Origin of the sequence: Bacillus sp. 0102A (genome assembly GCF_036765155.1) — a bacterium.
In the GTDB taxonomy this organism is placed as follows: domain Bacteria; phylum Bacillota; class Bacilli; order Bacillales; family Bacillaceae; genus Bacillus; species Bacillus subtilis_G.
The window spans coordinates 273304-293464 of record NZ_JBAIZW010000006.1; the positions used below are offsets into that span (position 1 = coordinate 273304).

At 43.7% G+C, this 20161-nt stretch carries 17 protein-coding genes, 2 pseudogenes and 1 riboswitch; of the genes and pseudogenes, 7 read left to right on the forward strand and 12 right to left on the reverse strand.

Features of this window, described 5'->3' with window-relative positions; translation table 11 throughout:
• Window positions 1–164: 164 nt before the first annotated feature.
• From V6D41_RS15420 to V6D41_RS15465, 10 genes are all read right to left on the reverse strand, one after another.
• Window positions 165–332, reverse strand: a complete 168-nt coding sequence (locus V6D41_RS15420) for a Fur-regulated basic protein FbpA (protein WP_052245624.1) — start codon at window positions 330–332, stop codon at window positions 165–167.
• Between the two features lie 159 nt (window positions 333–491).
• Window positions 492–1298 carry a hypothetical protein gene (locus tag V6D41_RS15425; RefSeq protein ID WP_148963480.1) on the reverse strand — a complete coding sequence of 269 codons (807 nt, stop codon included), beginning with the start codon at window positions 1296–1298 and terminating at the stop codon, window positions 492–494.
• A 207-nt stretch (window positions 1299–1505) separates the two neighbouring features.
• On the reverse strand, window positions 1506–2828 hold the full coding sequence (gene pbuG, locus V6D41_RS15430) for a hypoxanthine/guanine permease PbuG (RefSeq protein ID WP_087991336.1): 1323 nt from the start codon (window positions 2826–2828) through the stop codon (window positions 1506–1508).
• A 142-nt stretch (window positions 2829–2970) separates the two neighbouring features.
• A riboswitch (purine riboswitch) is annotated at window positions 2971–3072 on the reverse strand.
• A gap of 146 nt (window positions 3073–3218) precedes the next feature.
• Window positions 3219–4685 carry a DUF4179 domain-containing protein gene (locus V6D41_RS15435; RefSeq protein WP_333518801.1) on the reverse strand — a complete coding sequence of 489 codons (1467 nt, stop codon included), beginning with the start codon at window positions 4683–4685 and terminating at the stop codon, window positions 3219–3221.
• Entirely contained in the window at window positions 4667–5200 is a 534-nt protein-coding gene (locus V6D41_RS15440; RefSeq protein WP_316274982.1) for a sigma-70 family RNA polymerase sigma factor, read from the reverse strand. The genes V6D41_RS15435 and V6D41_RS15440 overlap by 19 nt, the downstream gene beginning before the upstream one ends.
• A gap of 110 nt (window positions 5201–5310) precedes the next feature.
• On the reverse strand, window positions 5311–6852 hold the full coding sequence (guaA, locus tag V6D41_RS15445) for a glutamine-hydrolyzing GMP synthase (RefSeq protein WP_087991386.1): 1542 nt from the start codon (window positions 6850–6852) through the stop codon (window positions 5311–5313).
• A 161-nt stretch (window positions 6853–7013) separates the two neighbouring features.
• Window positions 7014–9218: a DUF4129 domain-containing transglutaminase family protein gene (locus tag V6D41_RS15450; RefSeq protein ID WP_333518802.1), complete on the reverse strand. Its 2205-nt coding sequence runs from the start codon at window positions 9216–9218 to the stop codon at window positions 7014–7016.
• Window positions 9219–9238: 20 nt separating this feature from the next.
• Window positions 9239–10435: a DUF58 domain-containing protein gene (locus V6D41_RS15455; RefSeq protein WP_333518837.1), complete on the reverse strand. Its 1197-nt coding sequence runs from the start codon at window positions 10433–10435 to the stop codon at window positions 9239–9241.
• A complete protein-coding gene (locus V6D41_RS15460; protein WP_148963475.1) occupies window positions 10432–11394 on the reverse strand; it encodes an AAA family ATPase in 963 nt (320 codons plus the stop codon). The genes V6D41_RS15455 and V6D41_RS15460 overlap by 4 nt, the downstream gene beginning before the upstream one ends.
• Window positions 11395–11545: 151 nt before the next feature.
• Window positions 11546–12418 carry a cation diffusion facilitator family transporter gene (locus tag V6D41_RS15465; protein WP_333518803.1) on the reverse strand — a complete coding sequence of 291 codons (873 nt, stop codon included), beginning with the start codon at window positions 12416–12418 and terminating at the stop codon, window positions 11546–11548.
• A gap of 265 nt (window positions 12419–12683) precedes the next feature.
• Between V6D41_RS15465 and V6D41_RS21550 the strand changes: the two are divergent.
• The 7 genes and pseudogenes from V6D41_RS21550 to V6D41_RS15495 form a co-directional block, all read left to right on the forward strand.
• Window positions 12684–12791 (forward strand): annotated as a pseudogene (locus V6D41_RS21550) (hypothetical protein); the annotation flags it as partial.
• A 37-nt stretch (window positions 12792–12828) separates the two neighbouring features.
• Window positions 12829–14238, forward strand: coding sequence for a GABA permease (gene gabP / locus V6D41_RS15470; RefSeq protein ID WP_148963473.1), 1410 nt, complete (start codon window positions 12829–12831; stop codon window positions 14236–14238).
• Window positions 14239–14390: 152 nt separating this feature from the next.
• The gene (gene cotA / locus V6D41_RS15475; RefSeq protein ID WP_333518804.1) at window positions 14391–15932 is read left to right on the forward strand and encodes an outer spore coat copper-dependent laccase CotA; all 1542 of its coding nucleotides are present in this window, start codon (window positions 14391–14393) and stop codon (window positions 15930–15932) included.
• A 140-nt stretch (window positions 15933–16072) separates the two neighbouring features.
• A pseudogene (locus tag V6D41_RS15480) lies at window positions 16073–17000 on the forward strand (DUF4003 family protein).
• A gap of 12 nt (window positions 17001–17012) precedes the next feature.
• Entirely contained in the window at window positions 17013–17828 is an 816-nt protein-coding gene (locus V6D41_RS15485) for an alpha/beta fold hydrolase (RefSeq protein WP_333518805.1), read from the forward strand.
• An 82-nt stretch (window positions 17829–17910) separates the two neighbouring features.
• Window positions 17911–18120, forward strand: coding sequence for a cold-shock protein (locus V6D41_RS15490; RefSeq protein WP_333518806.1), 210 nt, complete (start codon window positions 17911–17913; stop codon window positions 18118–18120).
• 191 nt (window positions 18121–18311) lie between these two features.
• On the forward strand, window positions 18312–18470 hold the full coding sequence (locus V6D41_RS15495; RefSeq protein ID WP_333518807.1) for a hypothetical protein: 159 nt from the start codon (window positions 18312–18314) through the stop codon (window positions 18468–18470).
• 31 nt (window positions 18471–18501) lie between these two features.
• Here the strand turns inward: V6D41_RS15495 and V6D41_RS15500 are convergent, their stop codons facing one another.
• Window positions 18502–19542, reverse strand: a complete 1041-nt coding sequence (locus V6D41_RS15500; RefSeq protein ID WP_333518808.1) for a hypothetical protein — start codon at window positions 19540–19542, stop codon at window positions 18502–18504.
• 65 nt (window positions 19543–19607) lie between these two features.
• On the reverse strand, window positions 19608–19979 hold the full coding sequence (gene walM / locus V6D41_RS15505; RefSeq protein WP_087991324.1) for a cell wall metabolism protein WalM: 372 nt from the start codon (window positions 19977–19979) through the stop codon (window positions 19608–19610).
• Window positions 19980–20161: the final 182 nt, after the last annotated feature.

Here is a 20161-nt window from a genome sequence, read left to right on the forward strand (position 1 = left end):
TAGAGAAACGCGTCGTTTACAATCAACTGAGGCCGTAAGCCTAAGGAAAATATTTCGACACGCTGTTTCGGATTGAACAGTAGTAGTTTACCCTCTTTCTTACCTTTTCAACATCAAAACAAAAAAGCCCGCTTTTCAGCAGACTCACCTTTTCTCATATATTGTCAGATCTCTTTTTTCATTTTCAGAAGGGACTTGTATTCTTTCTCAAGCTCACTCAGCGTATAATCAGCAAGCTGTTCCCCTCTTCCCTGATAAAATTCCGAGAGCAGTAATTTGGTTTTTAAAAATTGCTTCTTTTGATTAATCGCTCGGCGAAGTACTTCAGCCATGTCCATCATCCTCCAAAATATAAAGGTTTGTACGCTGGACGTTTACAGCATTTTCCTCATCATACACGGATTAATCCTACAAATCAACTATGTTTTTTAGATATATTTGTAAAAATTGTGACATCAAAAAACCGGCTATGAACAGCCGGTTTTTTCAGATTAAAGCGGAATCAGCGACGCTGTGAAATATTCAGAAATAAACGGCCAAGTCACCGCCGCAAACAGCAGCACGGCCGCAACTACTGCAAATACACAATAGATATAATCAATCGGTGCATCTTGTGCCGCCTGATACAGACGCTGCACATACAGCGCCATCATAAAAAAGATCGAAAACAAGATCAGCACTGTAAAAAGAACTGTCAGCATCGGGATATTCACGATCGCAAAGATCAGCCAAAGAATTGAAACAGCAATCACCGGTACAAGCAATGAACCCAAACCTGCAGCCGCTTCTCTAAACGTCACCTTCTGCTTCATCATATAGCGGGAGACGGCCCATACGGCTAAGACCATTACCGCGAAAAAGAGAAGCAAATAGACAAGAACAATTAAAAATCCGTCATAGAAAGCGTGATGGCGTTCTCCGAAACCGAGCGGCCGATTCCAGCTGGCCTTTAACTGAAACCAGTTCCCGATTGAAAAGATCATACTGAATATAAGCATTGAAATCAAACCATACTTATAATGAGAAAATCCATCCGCCACGACGGTTTTCGCCGGTGATTTTAAAATCGAGAACGCAAAACCGCAATATCTGTTGATGGCTGCCCATACAGACGCAAGCTTGTCTTTAGCAATGGATACACCACCGCGTTCCTGATGCGGTTTCTGCTTTTGTTTTTGCTTCTGCTTGCTTTGCCGGCTCGCCTTTCTGGACATTCTCGATAGCGGTTCTTCATCTGTATCTATTCTTTCACTCTGGTTAACTTCTTCTTCAAACGTTTCTTTTCTTTCTTCCGTCATGTCAGCAACTCCTATCAAAAAAATACGGCGGAATACCATTCAGCAAGAAAATAAAACACTTATATAAGGTACCGAAGCCTTCCTGAACAGTCAAGTCATTTCCATTTAAGTAAAGCATGGCGGCACATCTACATGACGGTATATCGTATGAAATGGTTTTACCTTTTGCAACAAAAAACCAGCTGCCGAGGCAGCTGGTTTCATTCGTTATTTTAAGAAGATAAAGTACAGGATAAAAACGATAAACAGCCCGTACATAATGGGATGGACCTCTTTGGCTTTTCCTTTGCACACCATCGTAATCGGATAGAAAATAAATCCGATGGCAATCCCGGTTGCAATGCTGTATGTTAACGGCATCATGATCATGGTAAGGAAAGCGGGAACGGCCACCTCGAACTTATCCCAAGCGATTTTGCCAAGCGGCGCCACCATCAATGCACCGACAATGATCAGCGCCGGAGCCGTTACATTTGAGGTAACGACTGATAGAAGCGGCGAGAAAAACGTAGCCAGTAAAAAGAGAATACCTGTTACAATTGCCGCAAATCCTGAGCGGGCACCCGCAGCGACACCTGAGCTTGATTCCACGTAAGAAGTTGTGGTAGACGTACCGAGCATGGCGCCGATCACAATCGAAGATGAATCAGCTAAAAGCGCACGGCCCGCACGCGGTAATTTGTTTTCCTTCATTAAACCAGCTTGAGTTGCCACAGCAACCAGTGTACCCGCTGTATCAAAAAATCCGACAAACAAGAACGTTAAAATGACGATCAGCATTTGTACGGAGAAAATATCCGGCAGGTGAAGCCACGCTTGTCCGAAAGTCGGCTCAAGGCTCGGCACACTGCCGATGATTTGAGTCGGAACCGGAACCAAACCGAAAATCATGCCGGCAACCGCAGTTAACAGCATCCCGATAAACACGCCCGCGTTAACGCGAAGCACCATTAAAATAACCGTTACAATGACACCGAAAATCGTTAAGAGCACAGGACCGCTGTGAATGTTTCCGATGGTGACGAGTGTGGAAGGGTTGGATGTAATAATTCCTGAACCTTGTAATCCAACGAATGTAATAAACAGGCCGATACCCGCGCCGACTGCCAATTTCAGCTCTGGGGGAATGGCGTTGATGATTTTTTCACGAAAACCTGTTAACGAAAGAGCAACAAAGATAAGACCTGAAATGAAAACACCAGACAAAGCGGCCTGCCATGAAATGCCCATGCCGAGGACGACAGAAAACGCAAAAAACGCGTTTAGCCCCATACCTGGCGCGATGGCGATCGGATATCTCGCGATCAGACCCATTAAGATACAGCCTGCTGCAGACGCCAGTGCTGTCGCTGTAAAGACCGCTCCTTGGTCAATTCTCAGCGCTTCCGGAAAATCTTTCACGCTCTCCAAAGCAAGTGTAATCGGATTGACGAACAGAATATATGCCATAGATAAAAAAGTCGTTAATCCGCCAATAATTTCATTGCGATAGCTGGTGCCCAGCTCATCAAACTGAAAAAACTTTTTCAAGCTATTTGACTCCCTTCACTCTTTGTTATTTATCCTGCCCTGAAAACGCCAAATAAAAAACGCCCCAATGCATTTTGCATTTTGGGACGCTTGACTACAGACGGATTTCAGTTCGAATAAATAAACGTGTTTTATTTATATCAAACGAAAGAAATGTTTACGTAGTCAAGCCATTTACGGTAGCTTGGTAGAGACTTGCGAGCCATATCCCCGCGATTATACGAATTATCTTATTTGATTTCTGTGTCTATTGTACCAAGTTCATTTTGAAATGACAATATAAAAAACGAACATTACTTATTAAAAAAATTGGTTTATTCGTCTATTGACTAAATTGGTAACAATTATAAAAACCGTATGTATGACTTCATACGGTTTTTCAACTTATGCTTATTTTATCTTGGCAGGCTGACTCACCTGATGCACTGGTACAGTAAACGAGAATGGCTTTAGTTGAATAAGATCATTTATAACACCTTTATCGATATACAGACCATACTTATCAAACTCGAAATGTTTTAAAGACAGCTTATCAAGATAGGCATCATCCAGTTCAAAAGTGGATACCATTTCGGCAGTGTTCATATTTTTCACTTTAGCTGTATTTGCTTTCACATAATAACCTTCTTCATAATAAGCCAACGGATCAGCCCATGATTTCATTTTTTTTATATCACCAAGGCCAATCGTTTCACCTATATTCACTAAATCATTTTCATCCATGCTTGAGGTATCAATTCCAGTGAAGCGGTATTGCACCAATACTTTTCTTCCTTCTTGTTTCATGTTATTGATTTCAATCCCTATGTTTTGATGGTTTGTTTTTGAAACATGAAACGGCATCTCAGCATTTAGCGGTACAATTTCACTGCCCTCTGCCTCAGATTTAATATATGCTCTTAATGTTAGCTTTTTCGCTTTTGGATTGATTGGTGATTCTAACTGTGTTTGTCCTTTTACTCTTACTGTTCTCTCGTTTACCTTTTTGCGATTTCCAAGTTCGATGTTTGACTCTGTCATCTCATATGTGTTTCCTAAATCATCTTTGACTTCATCAATTGCCACCGTATCATTTTTTGCTATGCCTTGATAATCGATTGTAAATTGAAGGACAGATCCGAGCTTTCCGTTCTCCACTTGAATATTGGAAAATTGATAACGATTATGATGAGCTGATACCACTTTTGAGCTTTCTAAATAATTTGCTTTCTTTTTGATTATTGGCAGTTTGAACCTCCAATTCCCCTGTATTTCATTGATATGAGTAATCACAAAGGGTACGGTTTCTCCATTTTTTATTTGAATGCCATTTGTATAAATCCTTAATTGTCCTGCATATTGTTTGTTATTTATTTTTTTAAGCATTAAGGAATCGTAGTTAATTGAAAAATTGTCGTTATAACTCACTTCATCCACATCATACATGAGCTCTTTTTCATCAGACTGGAGGTTATCAACAGTAAAGTTATAGACAAGCTGGCCAGCATCGTAATAGGAGCTGTTTACAGAAACGGTGATTCCTCTGGATTCAGCCTTTTCATTCAAAGCTGTGACCAAATTGCTTTCAAACAATGATAGGCCAACTTTATCTTGAAAATCTTTATAAATTTGGCCGACAATGGGTATGCTTCCCATCGCTTTGTTTACAGACGGCAGAAAAAGGCCGGACGTTAAATACAGTATACCTACCACAGCAGCAACAGCGATTCCATTAGTAATGGTTCGTCCCCATTTAAAACGGCGCTTTGTGTTACTTTCATTTTCAGCACGAACGACAGCTTGATGTATTGCTTTTTTGAGTGCTCTCTTTGGCACTTCTATGTCATCATACAACTGCTTTACTTGGTGTTTTTCCATATTTTTTTATCCTCCTTTTCCAGCTCCTGTTTTAGTGATTTTCTTGCTCTATGTAAATGTGTTTTAATTGTGCCTTCTGCCATTCCTGTTTGTTCAGCTATCATTGAAATCGAATAATCTTGAAAATAATAGAGCTGAATTGTTAACTGAACATGTTCATCAAGTGTATCCAGCGCATTGCGCAAGTCTATATATTCTTCAATATTCCTTTGGTCCGTGCCAGTGTCATGATGGCTTTCAAACGGAACTAATTCCCCCTTCTTTTTCTTCATTGCAAAAATTGAATTAATAAGAATTCGGGTGAGCCACGTTAAAAAGTACTTTGGCTCTTTTAGTTTTTCTATACCTATAAAAGCTTTATAAGCCGTTTCCTGTACAGCATCAAGTGCATCTTCTTTATTTCTTAAATAGAGATAGGCTGTTTTATATAGAGTCTCCTGATGTGCCAGCATAAGCTTTTCAAAGGCTCGAGAATTTCCTTTTCTCGCCTTTGTAATCAATCTTTCTTCCTTCACCTTATCCACCTCCTATGTTGTTAGATAGGAAAACTGCCGAAACGGTTTCAAAAAGTTCACAAAAAAAACGCCCCTTTTGTAAAAGGGACGTTTTTCTATTAGCTATTTACTTATTCCCACTCAATCGTCGCAGGCGGCTTACTTGTAATATCGTACACCACGCGGTTAATGTGCTTCACTTCGTTTACGATACGTGTCGAAATGACTTCAAGCACATCCCACGGGATACGAGCCCAGTCAGATGTCATACCGTCAATTGATGTAACGGCGCGGATTCCGATTGTGTAATCATATGTTCTTGCATCACCCATTACACCAACGCTGCGGATGTCAGGAAGAACAGTGAAGTATTGCCAGATATCACGCTCTAACCCGTGATTCGCAACTTCTTCACGTAAAATCGCATCTGATTCACGAACGATTTCCAGTTTTTCTTCTGTTACTTCGCCAAGAACGCGGATACCGAGTCCCGGTCCTGGGAAAGGCTGGCGCCATACGATGTCATCGGGAATGCCGAGCTCTGTGCCAAGCGCGCGCACTTCGTCTTTGAAGAGCGTGTTTAACGGCTCGATCAATTCAAACTGCATGTCTTCTGGAAGCCCGCCGACATTGTGATGAGATTTGATCGTTTGCGCCGTTGCTGTACCGCTCTCGATGATATCAGTGTAAAGCGTTCCTTGTGCAAGATAGTCGATGCCTTTGAGCTTGTCCGCTTCATCATCGAACACGTAAATGAATTCATTACCGATGATTTTGCGTTTTTGCTCAGGATCAGAAACGCCTTTTAGTTTATTTAAGAATCTGTCTTGTGCGTCTACTTTAATGACGTTCATGTTAAAGCCTTCGCTGAATGTTTTCATAACCCCTTCAGCCTCGCCTTTACGGAGAAGACCATGGTCTACAAAGATACAAGTCAGCTGGTCGCCGATCGCTTTATGAATCAAAACAGCAACAACAGAGGAATCAACGCCGCCGCTAAGCGCACAAAGAACCTGCTTATCTCCGACCGTTTCACGGATTTTTTGCATTTCAATTTCGATAAAGTTCTCCATTGACCATTTGCCTTCACATTCGCAAACGCCGAATACAAAGTTTTTCAGAAGGTCATTGCCGTATTCAGAGTGGCGCACTTCCGGATGGAACTGAACGCCGTACCATTTTTTGTCCGCTTTGCTCATCGCTGAATTCGGGCAGTGATGGCTTGTCGCGTCAACAGTGAAGCCTTCAGGAACTTCTACAACCAAATCGCCGTGGCTCATCCAAACCACTTGTTCGTTCGGAAGATCTTTGAACAAATCAGGTGCGCCTTCGATGTGGATGTTTGCTTTTCCGTATTCACGCTGGCTTGCCGCTTCAACTTTACCGCCAAGGTAATGAGTCATCAACTGCATGCCGTAGCAAATTCCCAAAACAGGAATATCAAGCTCGAAGATTTTCTCGTCACAGCGGAAAGAGTTTTCATCATACACACTGTTTGGACCGCCGGATAAAATAATTCCTTTCGGATTCATTTCTTTAATTTCTTCAGCCGTCAATGTATGGGGATGCAGCTCGCTGTATACACCGAATTCACGGATACGGCGTGTAATCAGCTGGTTATACTGACTGCCGAAATCAAGGACAAGAATCATTTCATTCACTAACTTTGTCATGGTTGTCACCTAATCTCCTCTAAGTTTTTTGACACAGAAAAAAACGAGGACAGATATGAAGCACGATCCGCCCTCTTTGGCAAGGCCGTTTGCCGGAGTCCGGTAACTCGCTCCCAGACTCCGATAATATTCACTAATTCTAACAACACGTCGATAAGCGGTCAAGACCATCTTCTTTTAATTAAATTTTCCCATAACTCTCTGGTTTCATTCCAAAGCGCCGTCGAATCTTCATTTCTGTAAAGCGCCCGTTCATAGCTTGATGTCAGCTTTGACATGTCTTCCGAGCCGTATTTTCCATCGATTCGTTTCGCATAGTCACGCAGCGTTTCACTGTCTCGTTTCGGCATGCCTCTTCTCTTCAGCTGTTTCAGCAGCGCGCCATATGCCTCAAAAAACACGTGCTGATCGCTGCGCCGCTTCAATTTTCTTACAACGAAAATAGGAATCCATAGCGAACGGAAAACATACAGCAAGACCGCTGCCAAGAGCAGGACTGCAAGAACCGCAAGCGCTCCATACCAGCCCGCCCCGGCATTTTCATGTGAAGCGGACGGCTTTTTAGAAACAGGTGTCTCCCGTTTTTCCTTTTGTTTTTCCGGCTGTTTTTTCTCTTTTTTCTGCTCTTCTTTTGTTTTCTCCGGTGAGCTGCTGCTTTCGCTGCCGGAATCCTTTGTGTCAGAAGAAGTAAACGCAGCCGGGTTTGTAAACCCTTTAGTCGGCTCAAATGTGACCCAGCCCTGTTCTGGGAAATACACCTCTACCCAGGAATGGGCGTTGTTATTTGTCACCTCGTAGATGCTGCCGTTTTTGTTTCCCGCTTCTTTATATTCGCCTGATGTATACCCCTTGACCCAGCGGGCCGGAATGCCGGCCGAACGCAGGAGCACCACCATAGCGGAAGAAAAGTTATCACAGTAGCCCATCTTTGTTTGAAACAGAAATTGATCGACATAATCCTCATCATCCTTAGGGATGGTCACGTTTTCGGTTTCATATGTGAACTGATTTGAACCTAAATAGTCCTCAACCGCTTGCACCTTATCAAACATATTATCGTGATCCTGAGTCAGCTTGGCCGCAAGGGTTCTCACCCGCTCAGGCAGTGAATCCGGCAGCTGCATATAGCGGTTGCTGAATGTGTATTCCTCACTGTTGTTTCTCACTTTCACCTTTCTCAGCTCATCCAACTTGTAGACCGGGGAATTGTACGTTACGATATAGCTCCCCATATTTCTGATCTCACCGGCTTGTTCACTGATCGGGGAAATTTGTTCCGTGTTTCCGTTCATTTCAAGCGAGACAGCCTGCTTTGGCTGTATGGTTTTCGCACCGATCGGATACATCACATGGTTATACCCGTAGTGTTCATCAACTTTGACACGGACGGCGCTGCGTTCTGTCGCAACCTTGTGGTCAAACCATAGATTTTCAACTTTCCCTCCGCTTAGCTGATATGACATGCCTGTGTCTGTTTCAATCCAGCCTTTCCCGGTATACGTATCCTTCGTTTCAACACGGAAATACGTACGCTCTTTTCCCTGCCAAGTAAAAACAGGGGTATCATCCTGCTGAAACGGGCCGCCGAGTGATTCGTCATGGTTCCCGTATCCGATTTTGCTTTCACCAGCCGGCACACGCTCTTGATTGGTAATTTTTTTAAGAAAAGGCACCGGATCAGGCCAAGCCGGATCTGATTTCGGAGCGGCAAGTCCGAATCCCACGGCAGCCAAAATGAATACCGATAACGGCAGAAACCATTTCAGGACAGATATTTTTGGCAATGCGATTCTTTCCATCAGCTTGATGCGTTCTAAGTATAAAAGGCCAAGCATAAAGAAGCCGATCAGCACGATACGGATGACGGCAAAAGTGGCATCATATGGCGTAAAGGTATCAAGAATCGTAATATACGCTACTGTCATCATAAAGAAAAATAAGATTCTTCTCTGGTAAATCACCCAATAATGAAGGAGATAGACCAGCAGCCACAACAGCACAAAAAACAACAGGGTCCGAAACGAAGGAATCATGTCATTCCATTGCCCTGATTGTATCAGCGTAATATTCAAATAGACATCCCGCAAAAAAGAGCCGACCCAGTTCAAGTCAAATATGGACCCTTGATAAAACAGGATGTGCACCGAGATCAACGTAAATAAGACACAAAAAGGAACGGTGACAAACCACCTCATTCTGAAAAAACTCAGTAGAAACGTCAAGCCGATAAAGACAATAAAAAAGCCCGTATGTTTCGTATCTGTAAAACGGTCAAGCGGCCTGAGCCACTCCCACAGCAATAAAAACGCCAGAAAATAAAATAGCAGCAAGCTCAAACGGCTTCCCTTCTGATCATCGTGCGGCATGTGCACCGTCACCCCTCTTTCTAAACAACACGCGAAACTCGTCCGCCCCTCATGACCTGAACTCTGATTTGGCGTTTCATCATGCGTTCGATCATGACATTTTCAGCTTGAGAAAGCTCAGCGTCTTTCTCTTTTGCCAGGATCACTGTAAACCGGCCTCCCCCGGCATCTGCTAAGTTCAACAAATCTTCCGTGAACTGCCCCGTGACGATCACCTTATCAGCTTTGCGAACAGACGGCTTACCCAGCTCCTCCCGTACATATCGGCTTACCGGGTCAGCCGCATCACAATGAACGACGGCTAAATGCCGAAGCATGCGCTTAAAATGCTGCTCCCCTTCTTGAATAGGAAAAAGCGTTTTTTCCTTTCCGACTGAGGCCAAACCTGCCTCCGCACCGCTTTGTAAAACAGAATGAAGAATCGAAGCTGACACAGTAACGACCTCTTCGAATGCTTCAGAGGAAAAACGGTCCATCAGAAGAAACAGATTTTTGCTTCGAGACGGTTCAAATTCCTTCGTCATCAGCTGGCTCCGCCGTGCAGAAGTCTTCCAGTCTAACGCGGCAAACCGGTCTCCCGGCTGGTAATCCCGAACACTCGCTGCGACTGCGGAATGGTGCTGATGAACCGGAGAAGAACCGGTTGCACCATCTTCCTGATGCCTCTCATTCACCTGATAAGAAAGACGATGAAAGGATGGATAGACAAACAGGGTATCATCCAGCTCATAAAAAGCTGTTTTTTCAATCAAGCCGAGAACGTCCCCGGTTCGTACCCTGACAGCATGAAAATGATGTTCTCCGCGCGGTACGCGAGCTAATTCATACGACATCGTCATACGCCGTTTAAACCAAGGAAAAACGAGACGTTTGGCCGCGGCTTCGTCTCGGTTCAATGACTCGATTCCTTCTGGCAGGCAATCTTCAATCACCATATACATCAGCGGAAACGGCAGCTTCCTTCTCAGCGTTACCGACACGCCCAGCCTGTCCCCCGCTTGCAATTGTGTTTTGGCCATTTGCCGTGAAGCCTGGAAAGAGCGGAGCGGATACAACGCCAGCAGCCCGGCATACACGACAAAAGGGAGAAATGCGTAAAACAAAAACCAGCTGACAAAGCCGCCTTGAAACATCGCGTAAGAAAAAACAGCAGCCGTCAATAGCGTTAATACAATCAGCTTCCACCCATATACCAGCCATTGCGTCTTCTTCATCAGCGGATCGACGACCTTTGAACCGGTACCTTCACAACGGACATGATCTCTCGTACGATCGCGCCTGCCTCGATTCCTTCAAACTTCGCCTCTGGCTGCAGCAGCATCCGGTGCGGAAGCGCGAAAGGAGCCAAATATTGAATATCATCCGGAATGACATAGTCGCGATGATGGAGCAGCGCATATGCTTGGGCCGCTTTCATGAGAGCGATTGATCCGCGCGGACTGACGCCTAATTGAACAGAGGCATGCTGTCTCGTTTTCTGCACGATTTCCACAATATATTCTTTAATGCTGTCATCGGCACGGACATTTTGCACTTCCCGCTGCAAACGGATGAAGTCTTCTTTTGAAATAACCGGCTCAAGCGTCTCAATCGGATGGCTTTTTTCCTGAAGAGATAAGACGTCCAGCTCCTCATTAAAGGTCGGATAACCCATGCGAAGTTTGAATAAAAAACGGTCAAGCTGGGCTTCCGGCAATGGGTACGTCCCTTCATATTCGAACGGGTTTTGCGTTGCCATCACAAAAAACGGAGCCGCAAGCGGCATCGTATGGCCATCCACCGTTACACTTCCTTCTTCCATCGCTTCAAGCAAAGCAGACTGTGTCTTCGGAGAGGTACGGTTGATTTCATCGGCCAGCACGATATTTCCCATAATCGGGCCGGGCCGATATTCAAATTCCATCGTTTTCGCATTATAGATGGACACGCCTGTGACATCAGATGGCAGCAAATCCGGAGTAAATTGAATTCTTTTGAAATCGGCGCCGATTGACTTTGCCAGCGCGCGGACCATCATCGTTTTACCGACTCCGGGCACATCCTCAAGCAGCACATGCCCTTTGGCAAGAATGGCTGCTAAGCTGAGTACGGCGATGTCTCGTTTTCCCACCATTACTCTATTAATATGTTCAACTGCTTTCCCCAGCAAAGGATGCAGGTCTTCTTGGTATGCCATTCTTTTCCTCCTAGTCATCTACAAAATTCATCATATTGTAACCTAACTTTACCACAAAAAGCGATCTGTATAAAAAAACGATTCTAGCAAATTGTTTCCAATAAAATAGAATAAAACACACCAAAAAAGCTTCCTATGACAGGAAGCTCAATTATTTGCGTTCTAAAGGTTCCATATGAACATGTAAATAATCAATCGCATGCTCCTCCTTCATTCTCCGCTCAATTTCATTGGCAATATCGTGGCTTTCCGTAATATTTAAATCAGCGGATACTTCAACCACCACATCAACGTAGACCGTACTGCCCAAGTATCTCGCTTTAATATCTTTTAAACGGCGTACACCTGGAATCTTTTCGATTGTCTGTTTATAAGCTGAAATGTCTTTTACGTCGAAGCCATCTGTCAAAGAGTGAGATGATTCTTTAAAAATATCCCATGCTGTTTTGCAAATGAGCAGACCGATCACAAACGCCGTGACCGTATCAATCCAAGCAAGGCGGAATTGCGCAGCCGTAATTCCGATAAACGTGCCGACGCTGACGAACGCATCCGATTTATTATCAGCGGCCGCGGCAAGGAGCGCATGACTCTTCACCTTTTTGGCCAGCCTTTTATTGTACTGGTACACCATAAGCATCAGGACTGCCCCGCCTGCTGCCGTCCAAGCCGCAATCATATCCGGTGTCTCTTGTTTAGGAGAAAAAATAGATTCTCCGGCGCTGAACAGCACTTGCAGTCCGACAACCATCATAATAAAGGATGCGATAAGTGATGCAATCGTTTCCGCCCGAAAGTGGCCGTATGGATGATCTTCATCAGGAGGCTTTTGAGAGATGCGAAGGCCGATCAGCACAGCAACAGAAGCAATAATATCAGTTGTGTTATTAAACCCGTCTGCCATAAGCGCTTCCGAGTGAAAGAAATAACCGATGATCAGCTTAATCGCGGACAGGACAAGATACGCGGAAATGCTGACAATAGCCCCTGCTTCTCCCTTTTTCAGTTCATCGTATCTCTCCATACAAAACCTCCTCTCCGCTCGTGTATTCCTATTATAATGATACAAAGCTGAATAGCAGTGGGTCTACAGAAACATGATTCACTCGCCACAGAAAAATAGTTATGGCGGAACACTGTTTCTCTAAACCAATTTACTTTCTCCTCTAAAAATCCCTTAAAATTCAATGCCGCCAATACCTCTGCGATCTTCGATATTTTTAAAATTACGCTAGCTGCAAAAATGAATAATTAACGAAACATTTTTTCTTTTAGTCCAAGCTTATCTGCTGAAAACACCACAAACAAAAACCTACAAATTTGAAATAAACTGTTATATTTTCTCACACAACTTTTCGACAAACTGTATATTTATGATAGAGTTTCAATTATCATAATATTCAGTAATGGTTTCATTCTTTAAGGAGGTAATTTATGAACCAGTCTCAATCAGGATTAAAAAAAGAATTAAAGACCCGCCATATGACCATGATTTCGATCGCGGGCGTGATCGGAGCCGGCCTATTTGTAGGCAGCGGTTCAGTCATTCACTCGACCGGTCCTGGTGCTATCGTTTCTTACGCGCTAGCCGGCTTACTGGTTATTTTCATCATGAGAATGCTCGGTGAAATGTCTTCCGTAAACCCGACAAGCGGATCGTTTTCCCAATACGCTCATGACGCCATCGGGCCATGGGCCGGATTTGCAATCGGCTGGCTGTATTGGTTTTTCTGGGTCGTCGTTATCGCGATTGAAGCAATTGCCGGAGCCAGCATCATTCAATACTGGTTCCACGATATTCCTCTGTGGCTCACAAGCTTAATTTTGACCGTATTGCTCACACTGACCAATATTTATTCCGTTAAATCATTCGGTGAATTCGAATATTGGTTCTCCCTTATTAAGGTCGTTACGATTATTTTGTTTTTAATTATTGGATTCGCTTTCATTTTTGGATTCGCACCAGGAAGCAGTCCAGTGGGCCTCTCCAACTTGACGGGCCAAGGCGGATTTTTCCCGCAAGGCATCAGCTCCGTATTGCTTGGCATTGTCGTCGTTATTTTTTCCTTTATGGGAACGGAAATCGTTGCTATCGCTGCAGGAGAAACATCCAATCCGTTGGAATCCGTGACCAAAGCGACGCGTTCCGTTGTGTGGCGCATCATTGTCTTTTACGTCGGCTCTATTGCCGTTGTCGTTGCGCTTTTGCCTTGGAATTCAGCCAATATTTTAGAAAGTCCGTTCGTCGCTGTGCTCGGGCATATCGGTGTTCCCGCTGCCGCGCAGATTATGAATTTTATCGTCCTCACCGCTGTACTCTCTTGCCTGAATTCAGGTTTGTACACCACATCCAGAATGCTGTATTCACTTGCAGAAAGAAACGAAGCACCGCGCCGCTTTATGAAATTAAGCAAAAAAGGTGCTCCCGTACAGGCGATTGTTGCCGGTACACTTTTCTCATATATCGCGGTTGTGATGAATTACTTTTCTCCTGATACCGTCTTTTTATTTTTAGTCAATTCATCAGGCGCAATTGCACTGCTCGTCTATCTCGTCATCGCTGTTTCCCATTTGAGAATGCGTAAAAAACTTGAAAAAACGAACCCTGAAGCTTTAAAGATTAAAATGTGGCTCTTCCCATACTTAACCTACGTGACCATTATCGCCATCTGCGGGATTTTAGTATCTATGGCGTTCATTGATTCCATGAGAGACGAGCTGCTGCTGACAGGCGTCATCACAGGAATCGTTCTGATTTCTTATCTTGTGTTCAGAAAACGCAAGGTGAGCGAAAAAGCGGCAGCCAAGTCTGTCACACATCAGCAGCCCGACATCCTCCCTTAATGCTGATCAAATCCTAAACGGACTCCCGTTTAGGATTTTGTTATTTCTTCTTCGGGCAGGCAGCGGCACGCCATTTTTTTTGTAACCATCACGCCCTTATTGTCATTAACTATAATACCAATATAGAAAATTTAGATAAGGACAGATGAAAAATGATACTTGAAAAATTTGCGGATGCTCTCCCAATCCCAGATACACTAAAGCCTGTTCAGCAAACAAAAGAAAAGACATACTACGAAGTCACTATGGAAGAATGCACTCACCAGCTCCACCGCGATCTCCCCCCGACCCGCCTTTGGGGCTACAACGGCTTATTTCCGGGGCCTACCATTGAGGTCAAAAGAAATGAGAACGTTTATGTGAAATGGACGAATCACCTTCCTTCAACGCATTTCCTTCCGATTGACCATACGATTCATCACAGCGACAGCCAGCATGATGAGCCCGAAGTAAAGACTGTTGTTCATTTACACGGAGGCGTCACGCCAGATGATAGTGACGGGTATCCGGAAGCTTGGTTTTCCAAAAACTTTGAGCAAACAGGCCCTTATTTCAAACGAGAGGTTTATCATTATCCGAATCAGCAGCGCGGTGCTATTTTGTGGTATCACGATCACGCCATGGCGCTTACCAGGCTGAATGTCTATGCTGGACTCGTCGGCGCTTATCTCATTCACGATCCAAAGGAAAAACGCTTAAAGCTGCCTTCCGGCGAATACGACATACCGCTTCTTATCACAGACCGCACGATCAACGAGGACGGTTCTTTGTTTTATCCAAACGGACCGGAAAACCCTTCCCCGACACTTCCCAATCCTTCAATCGTTCCGGCTTTTTGCGGAAAAACCATACTGGTGAATGGGAAGGTTTGGCCATACTTGGAGGTCGAACCGAGGAAATACCGCTTCCGCGTCATCAACGCCTCCAATACGAGAACCTATAATCTGTCACTCGATAATGGCGGAGAATTTATTCAGATCGGTTCAGACGGCGGGCTTCTTCCGCGCTCTGCTAAACTGAACTCTTTCAGTCTTGCACCTGCTGAACGTTATGATATCATCATTGATTTCACAGCCTATGAAGGACAATCGATCATTTTGGCAAACAGCGCAGGCTGCGGCGGTGACGTCAATCCCGAAACAGATGCGAATATCATGCAATTCAGAGTCACAAAACCATTGGCACAAAAAGATGAAAGCAGAAAGCCGAAGTACCTCGCCTCATACCCTTCGGTGCAGAATGAAAGAATCCAAAACATCAGAACACTGAAACTGGCAGGCACTCAGGACGAATACGGCAGACCCGTTCTTCTTCTCAATAACAAACGGTGGCACGACCCTGTCACAGAAGCACCAAAAGCCGGCACAACTGAAATATGGTCCATTATCAATCCGACACGCGGAACACATCCGATTCACCTGCATCTGGTCTCCTTCCGTGTATTAGACCGCCGGCCATTTGATATCGCACGTTATCAAGAAAGTGGGGAATTGTCCTATACAGGTCCGGCTGTTCCGCCGCCTCCAAGTGAAAAGGGCTGGAAAGACACCATTCAAGCTCACGCCGGTGAAGTCCTGAGAATCGCGGCGACATTCGGGCCATATAGTGGACGATACGTATGGCACTGCCATATTCTTGAGCATGAAGACTATGACATGATGAGACCGATGGATATAACAGATCCCCGTAAATAACCCGACAAACTTGCCTCTCGCAGGCAAGTTTTTTCTTTAAGAAACTTTTGGCCCCATTTTTCGTATAACATAAAAACAGCAATAAGGAGCGTTTTTATGCTGACAAACAGTCTTAGCGAAAAGACAAGACAAAACAATACATTTCCATTTATGCCGAATTAAAATCAAAATTAAAATGCAAAGTTGCACAAGATCAGATATTAATACTCATTTCGTCTGCATATATTGTGAATAAAAGAGAGTTTGATTCTGAGCGCTTTTATGATTTGAGCAGCTATATCAAATCAAACATCGGCAGCTTGTCGACACTCAATTCCCACCACCGATTTACAGTTTCTCCATTCTGGACATTCATTTCCATCATGAGGCAAAACAAACGTTTCTGACTTTCATCGACGTATACAATGAAATGGTGAAGCTTGGATATAAGCGGGATATATTCACGTACCTTTCCGCCCTGATCCTGCTCACCGGCAAGTCCGAAACGACAAACCAAAGAGAACAGATGAACAGCGGGCTTTCTGTTTATCGACAGATGAAGAAAAATCATTATTTCCTCACTTCACCCCAGAATGTTCCGCTTGCCGTATTGCTTGGCGAAAACGAAAAAAGTTTGCAGACGCTGATCAAGGCGGAAACATGCTATCTGCTGCTGGCGGCCAACGGGTTTAAAAAAGGGCAGTATTTACATCAGGTCAGCCATATTCTGGCCTTGCAAAGTGAAAAAGACCCTGAAACGCTTGTTTCCCATTGCAAACATATATTTCAATCCATCACTGAATCTTTCAAAAAGCCAAAGGATTATCATTACCTAGACCTCGCCCTTCTCACATTTCTGGAAGAGCCAGATATCAAAACCGTTTTGGCTATCGCTCGCGAATTAAACCAAGAAAAAGCATTTAAACGGCAAAAGGAGATTAATTTTAAAATTGCTGTCTGCTTATATCTCAGTGAGTATATGGATAACAATCTGCTGATGGAATCAGGCCTATACACGCAATCAAAGCGGCAATTCAGGCTCAGCAGATAGCCGCGACAGCAGCCATTCATTCTCAAGACGGAAACTAGAGGAGGAGAAACATGCCATACATCACATTAGAAGATCAGACACGTCTATACTATGAAACGCACGGGACCGGTACACCGATCCTGTTTATACACGGGGTGCTGATGAGCGGGCAGTTTTTTCACAAACAATGTTCAGCACTATCTGCCAATTATCAGTTTATTCGTCTCGACCTTAGAGGACACGGCGAATCCGACAAAGTGCTTCACGGCCACACCATTTCCCAATACGCCCGCGACGTAAGGGAGTTTCTAAAAGCAATGGAGCTCGATCGTGCCGTTCTCGCCGGCTGGTCAATGGGCGCTTTTGTCGTATGGGATTATCTCAATCAATTTGGGAATGATAACATACAAGCCGCTGTGATCATCGACCAATCCGCTTCCGACTATCAGTGGGAGGGCTGGAAACACGGCCCGTTTGATTTTGACAGTTTAAAAACGGCGATGCACGCCATTCAGACTGATCCGCTGCCATTCTACGAAAGCTTCATCCAGAATATGTTCGCGGAACCGCCTGCTGAGACAGAAAAAGAATGGATGCTGGCAGAAATCCTCAAACAGCCGGCTGCCATTTCAAGCACGATTTTATTTAACCAAACGGCTGCTGATTACCGCGAAACCCTTCAAAACATCACTGTACCGACATTGCTTTGCTTCGGGGAAGACCGCAAATTTTTCTCTACAGCAGCTGGAGAACACTTGCGCGGCAAAATTTCCAACTCCACGCTCGTCACCTTTTCTAAAAGCAGCCATTGCCCGTTTTTAGAAGAGCCTGATGCTTTTAACAGTACGCTCCTCTCCTTTTTAAATGGTCTGATTGGAAAGTCATAAAGAAAAAGGAATTAGGAGATTGGGGAAAAGTATGAGACAATAAGAAGTGTGCAGTAAAATACATGAGGGAAGAAGTGACTTTATGTCTTACTATAATAAACGTAATCAAGAACCACTGCCTAAAGAAGATGTGAGTACTTGGGAATGCACAAAAGAAGACTGCAACGGCTGGAGCAGAAAAAACTTTGCCAGCAGTGACACGCCATCATGCCCTTTGTGCGGCAGCAAAATGATTGACGGCATCCGTTCATTAGTGAATCTCCAAAACAACGGTCAAACGAAAACAAGCTAGCTCTTCCCTATAAACAAATGCAGTCTCCTGCAAGCAAACATTCCCCGAACGGAGACGCAAATTCTATATCCAGACTAAAAGCCTCCATTTCAAAAGTGGCCTAAAACAAAGAAAGAAGCCCAAAACTGTCTACGTTTAGGGCTTTTTCGCCTGCCGTTATGGTATAATATGGATATCGATGAGGTGATAACATGATCGCAAACCAGCAGCGAAACGACCTAAAAAAAAGAGCTCAGTTCAAAAAGCTGAACCTTGCCATCAACTCATATGTTGAACTTCTGTTTTTGTCGATACCGCTGATCCATTTCTTTAAATGGCTCGGTTCATTAGCCCTGCATCTCGTCCATTAAAAAACCACTCAGCCCATGCCGAGTGGTTTTTTCAGCTAATAACAGAAAAGCTGTTGATGATGCCGTTCGGATTTTCCCACACTTTTTTGAACGTCTTATTTTCAAGGTTGTAAGAATAAATCGTCCGAACCTTTGCTTCACGCCCTGTTTCATCCTTCAGTTTTTTAGCTCCCTTGGCTTCGGCGAGAAAATAAATTTTCTTTCCATCCTTAGAAAACTGCGGCTGAGCGTCAATTAACAGCTTAAAGTTTTTTTGATTCGAAATGATATTTTCATATTTTTTCGTATCCGCATCCAGCATCTGAATAGAAGCGGTTTGCTCCGTGCCTTTTTGTGTATATGATGTAAACAACATACGTTTATCATCATCAGAAACAGCAATATCGCTGATAAACTGGTCAAGGCTCTTAAGCTCATCAAATTTGTTTTGACGGCCTGACGCAAAATGAATCGTTGTCGGTTCAGGATCGATCCCCTTTTCGTTCGCTTCATCTGTTTTCTTGTAATCTTCTTCTACAGAATAATGAAGCAATGCAAATGAATCTGTTTTTTGGTTATAAAAGAAGCTGCTGACGCTGTCATCCTGATCATTCACGGCAGGATAAAGGTTTTTGTATTTCTTCGTTTTCAGATCAAAGGATGCGATCCGAAAATTGCTTTCGTCCGCTTTTCCTAAACGGAAATAGATGGTTGAACGGTCCTTCGATAAAAACAAGCTGTCCGCACTCTCAGCGCCTTTATACAGCATCATCTTTTTATTAGACTTTAGATCCAGCTTAAAGAGCCTCATTTCATTTTGATCATTATTGCCCGTATAATAGAGCACCCGCTGCTTTTGATCCAAGGCAAATGCCGGATAGCCGGTCAGCTCCTCCTCATGGATCACCTTGTCATTTTCATAATACTTCGTCAGCAGATCGGTATTCGTGATCGAAACGAGCAGCTGATCACCGCTTTCCGTATTGACTGAAACATCAGCAGCGCTCTCATGGCTTTTATCCTTTACAACATAAAACACAAAGCCCGCTGCCGCTATCACGACTGTTAACAATAATATGATTCTTTTTTTCATCTCTTATCTCCACCAATAGAAAAAGCAAGAATGTGACTTCTTGCTTTACAGATTATATATGTAGATTAATAGCTGTAATGTCCCGCTACTTTTCCTTTGCTTAATGGGTATCCAAGCGCTTTAAACGCTTTAGGGCTTACATCCAGTACTGCATGAGGCATTCTGCCAACATCATTTTTGTAAACCGTAATCACCTTTTTAGGCTTCGCTTTTGCATAAGCTCTGATTTTTGTCCCGTTTTTAGGAACATCAAATCCGATTTTGGTCGCACAGTCCCAGTGTCCAAGTTTTTTTCCTGAAGAGCCTTTTTTCCCGACTCCATTATACCAAGTAATATTTCCATTCACATGTTTCGCACTGGCATCTGCTGAAAAACTGAAAGCTCCCAAAGTACTTCCTACTAAGATAAAAGCGGCTAAAATGACTTTCTTCAACATTTCGTCCCCCTGTTTGTTAACATCTAGAAAAATTATACACGATCAACCAGAGAATTTTTATTTCAATATCCTTACAGTAATGTTACAAAGTCAGAATAGTTACCAGTGCTAAAATAAACCATGGAAGATTATCCTATTATAATTGGGATATTAGCGTTATAATTGTTGATAGAGTAGTTATC

Excerpts from the sequence above, each read along its gene's own strand:
- cotA (WP_333518804.1), top strand. The coding sequence starts at position 14,391 with ATGATACTTGAAAAATTTGCGGATGCTCTCCCAATCCCAGATACACTA.
- V6D41_RS15465 (WP_333518803.1), bottom strand. The coding sequence starts at position 12,418 with ATGGAGAGATACGATGAACTGAAAAAGGGAGAAGCAGGGGCTATTGTC.
- V6D41_RS15490 (WP_333518806.1), top strand. The coding sequence starts at position 17,911 with ATGTCTTACTATAATAAACGTAATCAAGAACCACTGCCTAAAGAAGAT.
- V6D41_RS15485 (WP_333518805.1), top strand. The coding sequence starts at position 17,013 with ATGCCATACATCACATTAGAAGATCAGACACGTCTATACTATGAAACG.
- V6D41_RS15500 (WP_333518808.1), bottom strand. The coding sequence starts at position 19,542 with ATGAAAAAAAGAATCATATTATTGTTAACAGTCGTGATAGCGGCAGCG.
- guaA (WP_087991386.1), bottom strand. The coding sequence starts at position 6,852 with ATGACAAAGTTAGTGAATGAAATGATTCTTGTCCTTGATTTCGGCAGT.
- V6D41_RS15435 (WP_333518801.1), bottom strand. The coding sequence starts at position 4,685 with ATGGAAAAACACCAAGTAAAGCAGTTGTATGATGACATAGAAGTGCCA.
- walM (WP_087991324.1), bottom strand. The coding sequence starts at position 19,979 with ATGTTGAAGAAAGTCATTTTAGCCGCTTTTATCTTAGTAGGAAGTACT.
- V6D41_RS15495 (WP_333518807.1), top strand. The coding sequence starts at position 18,312 with ATGATCGCAAACCAGCAGCGAAACGACCTAAAAAAAAGAGCTCAGTTC.
- V6D41_RS15420 (WP_052245624.1), bottom strand. The coding sequence starts at position 332 with ATGGCTGAAGTACTTCGCCGAGCGATTAATCAAAAGAAGCAATTTTTA.
- V6D41_RS15425 (WP_148963480.1), bottom strand. The coding sequence starts at position 1,298 with ATGACGGAAGAAAGAAAAGAAACGTTTGAAGAAGAAGTTAACCAGAGT.
- V6D41_RS15450 (WP_333518802.1), bottom strand. The coding sequence starts at position 9,218 with ATGCCGCACGATGATCAGAAGGGAAGCCGTTTGAGCTTGCTGCTATTT.
- gabP (WP_148963473.1), top strand. The coding sequence starts at position 12,829 with ATGAACCAGTCTCAATCAGGATTAAAAAAAGAATTAAAGACCCGCCAT.
- V6D41_RS15460 (WP_148963475.1), bottom strand. The coding sequence starts at position 11,394 with ATGGCATACCAAGAAGACCTGCATCCTTTGCTGGGGAAAGCAGTTGAA.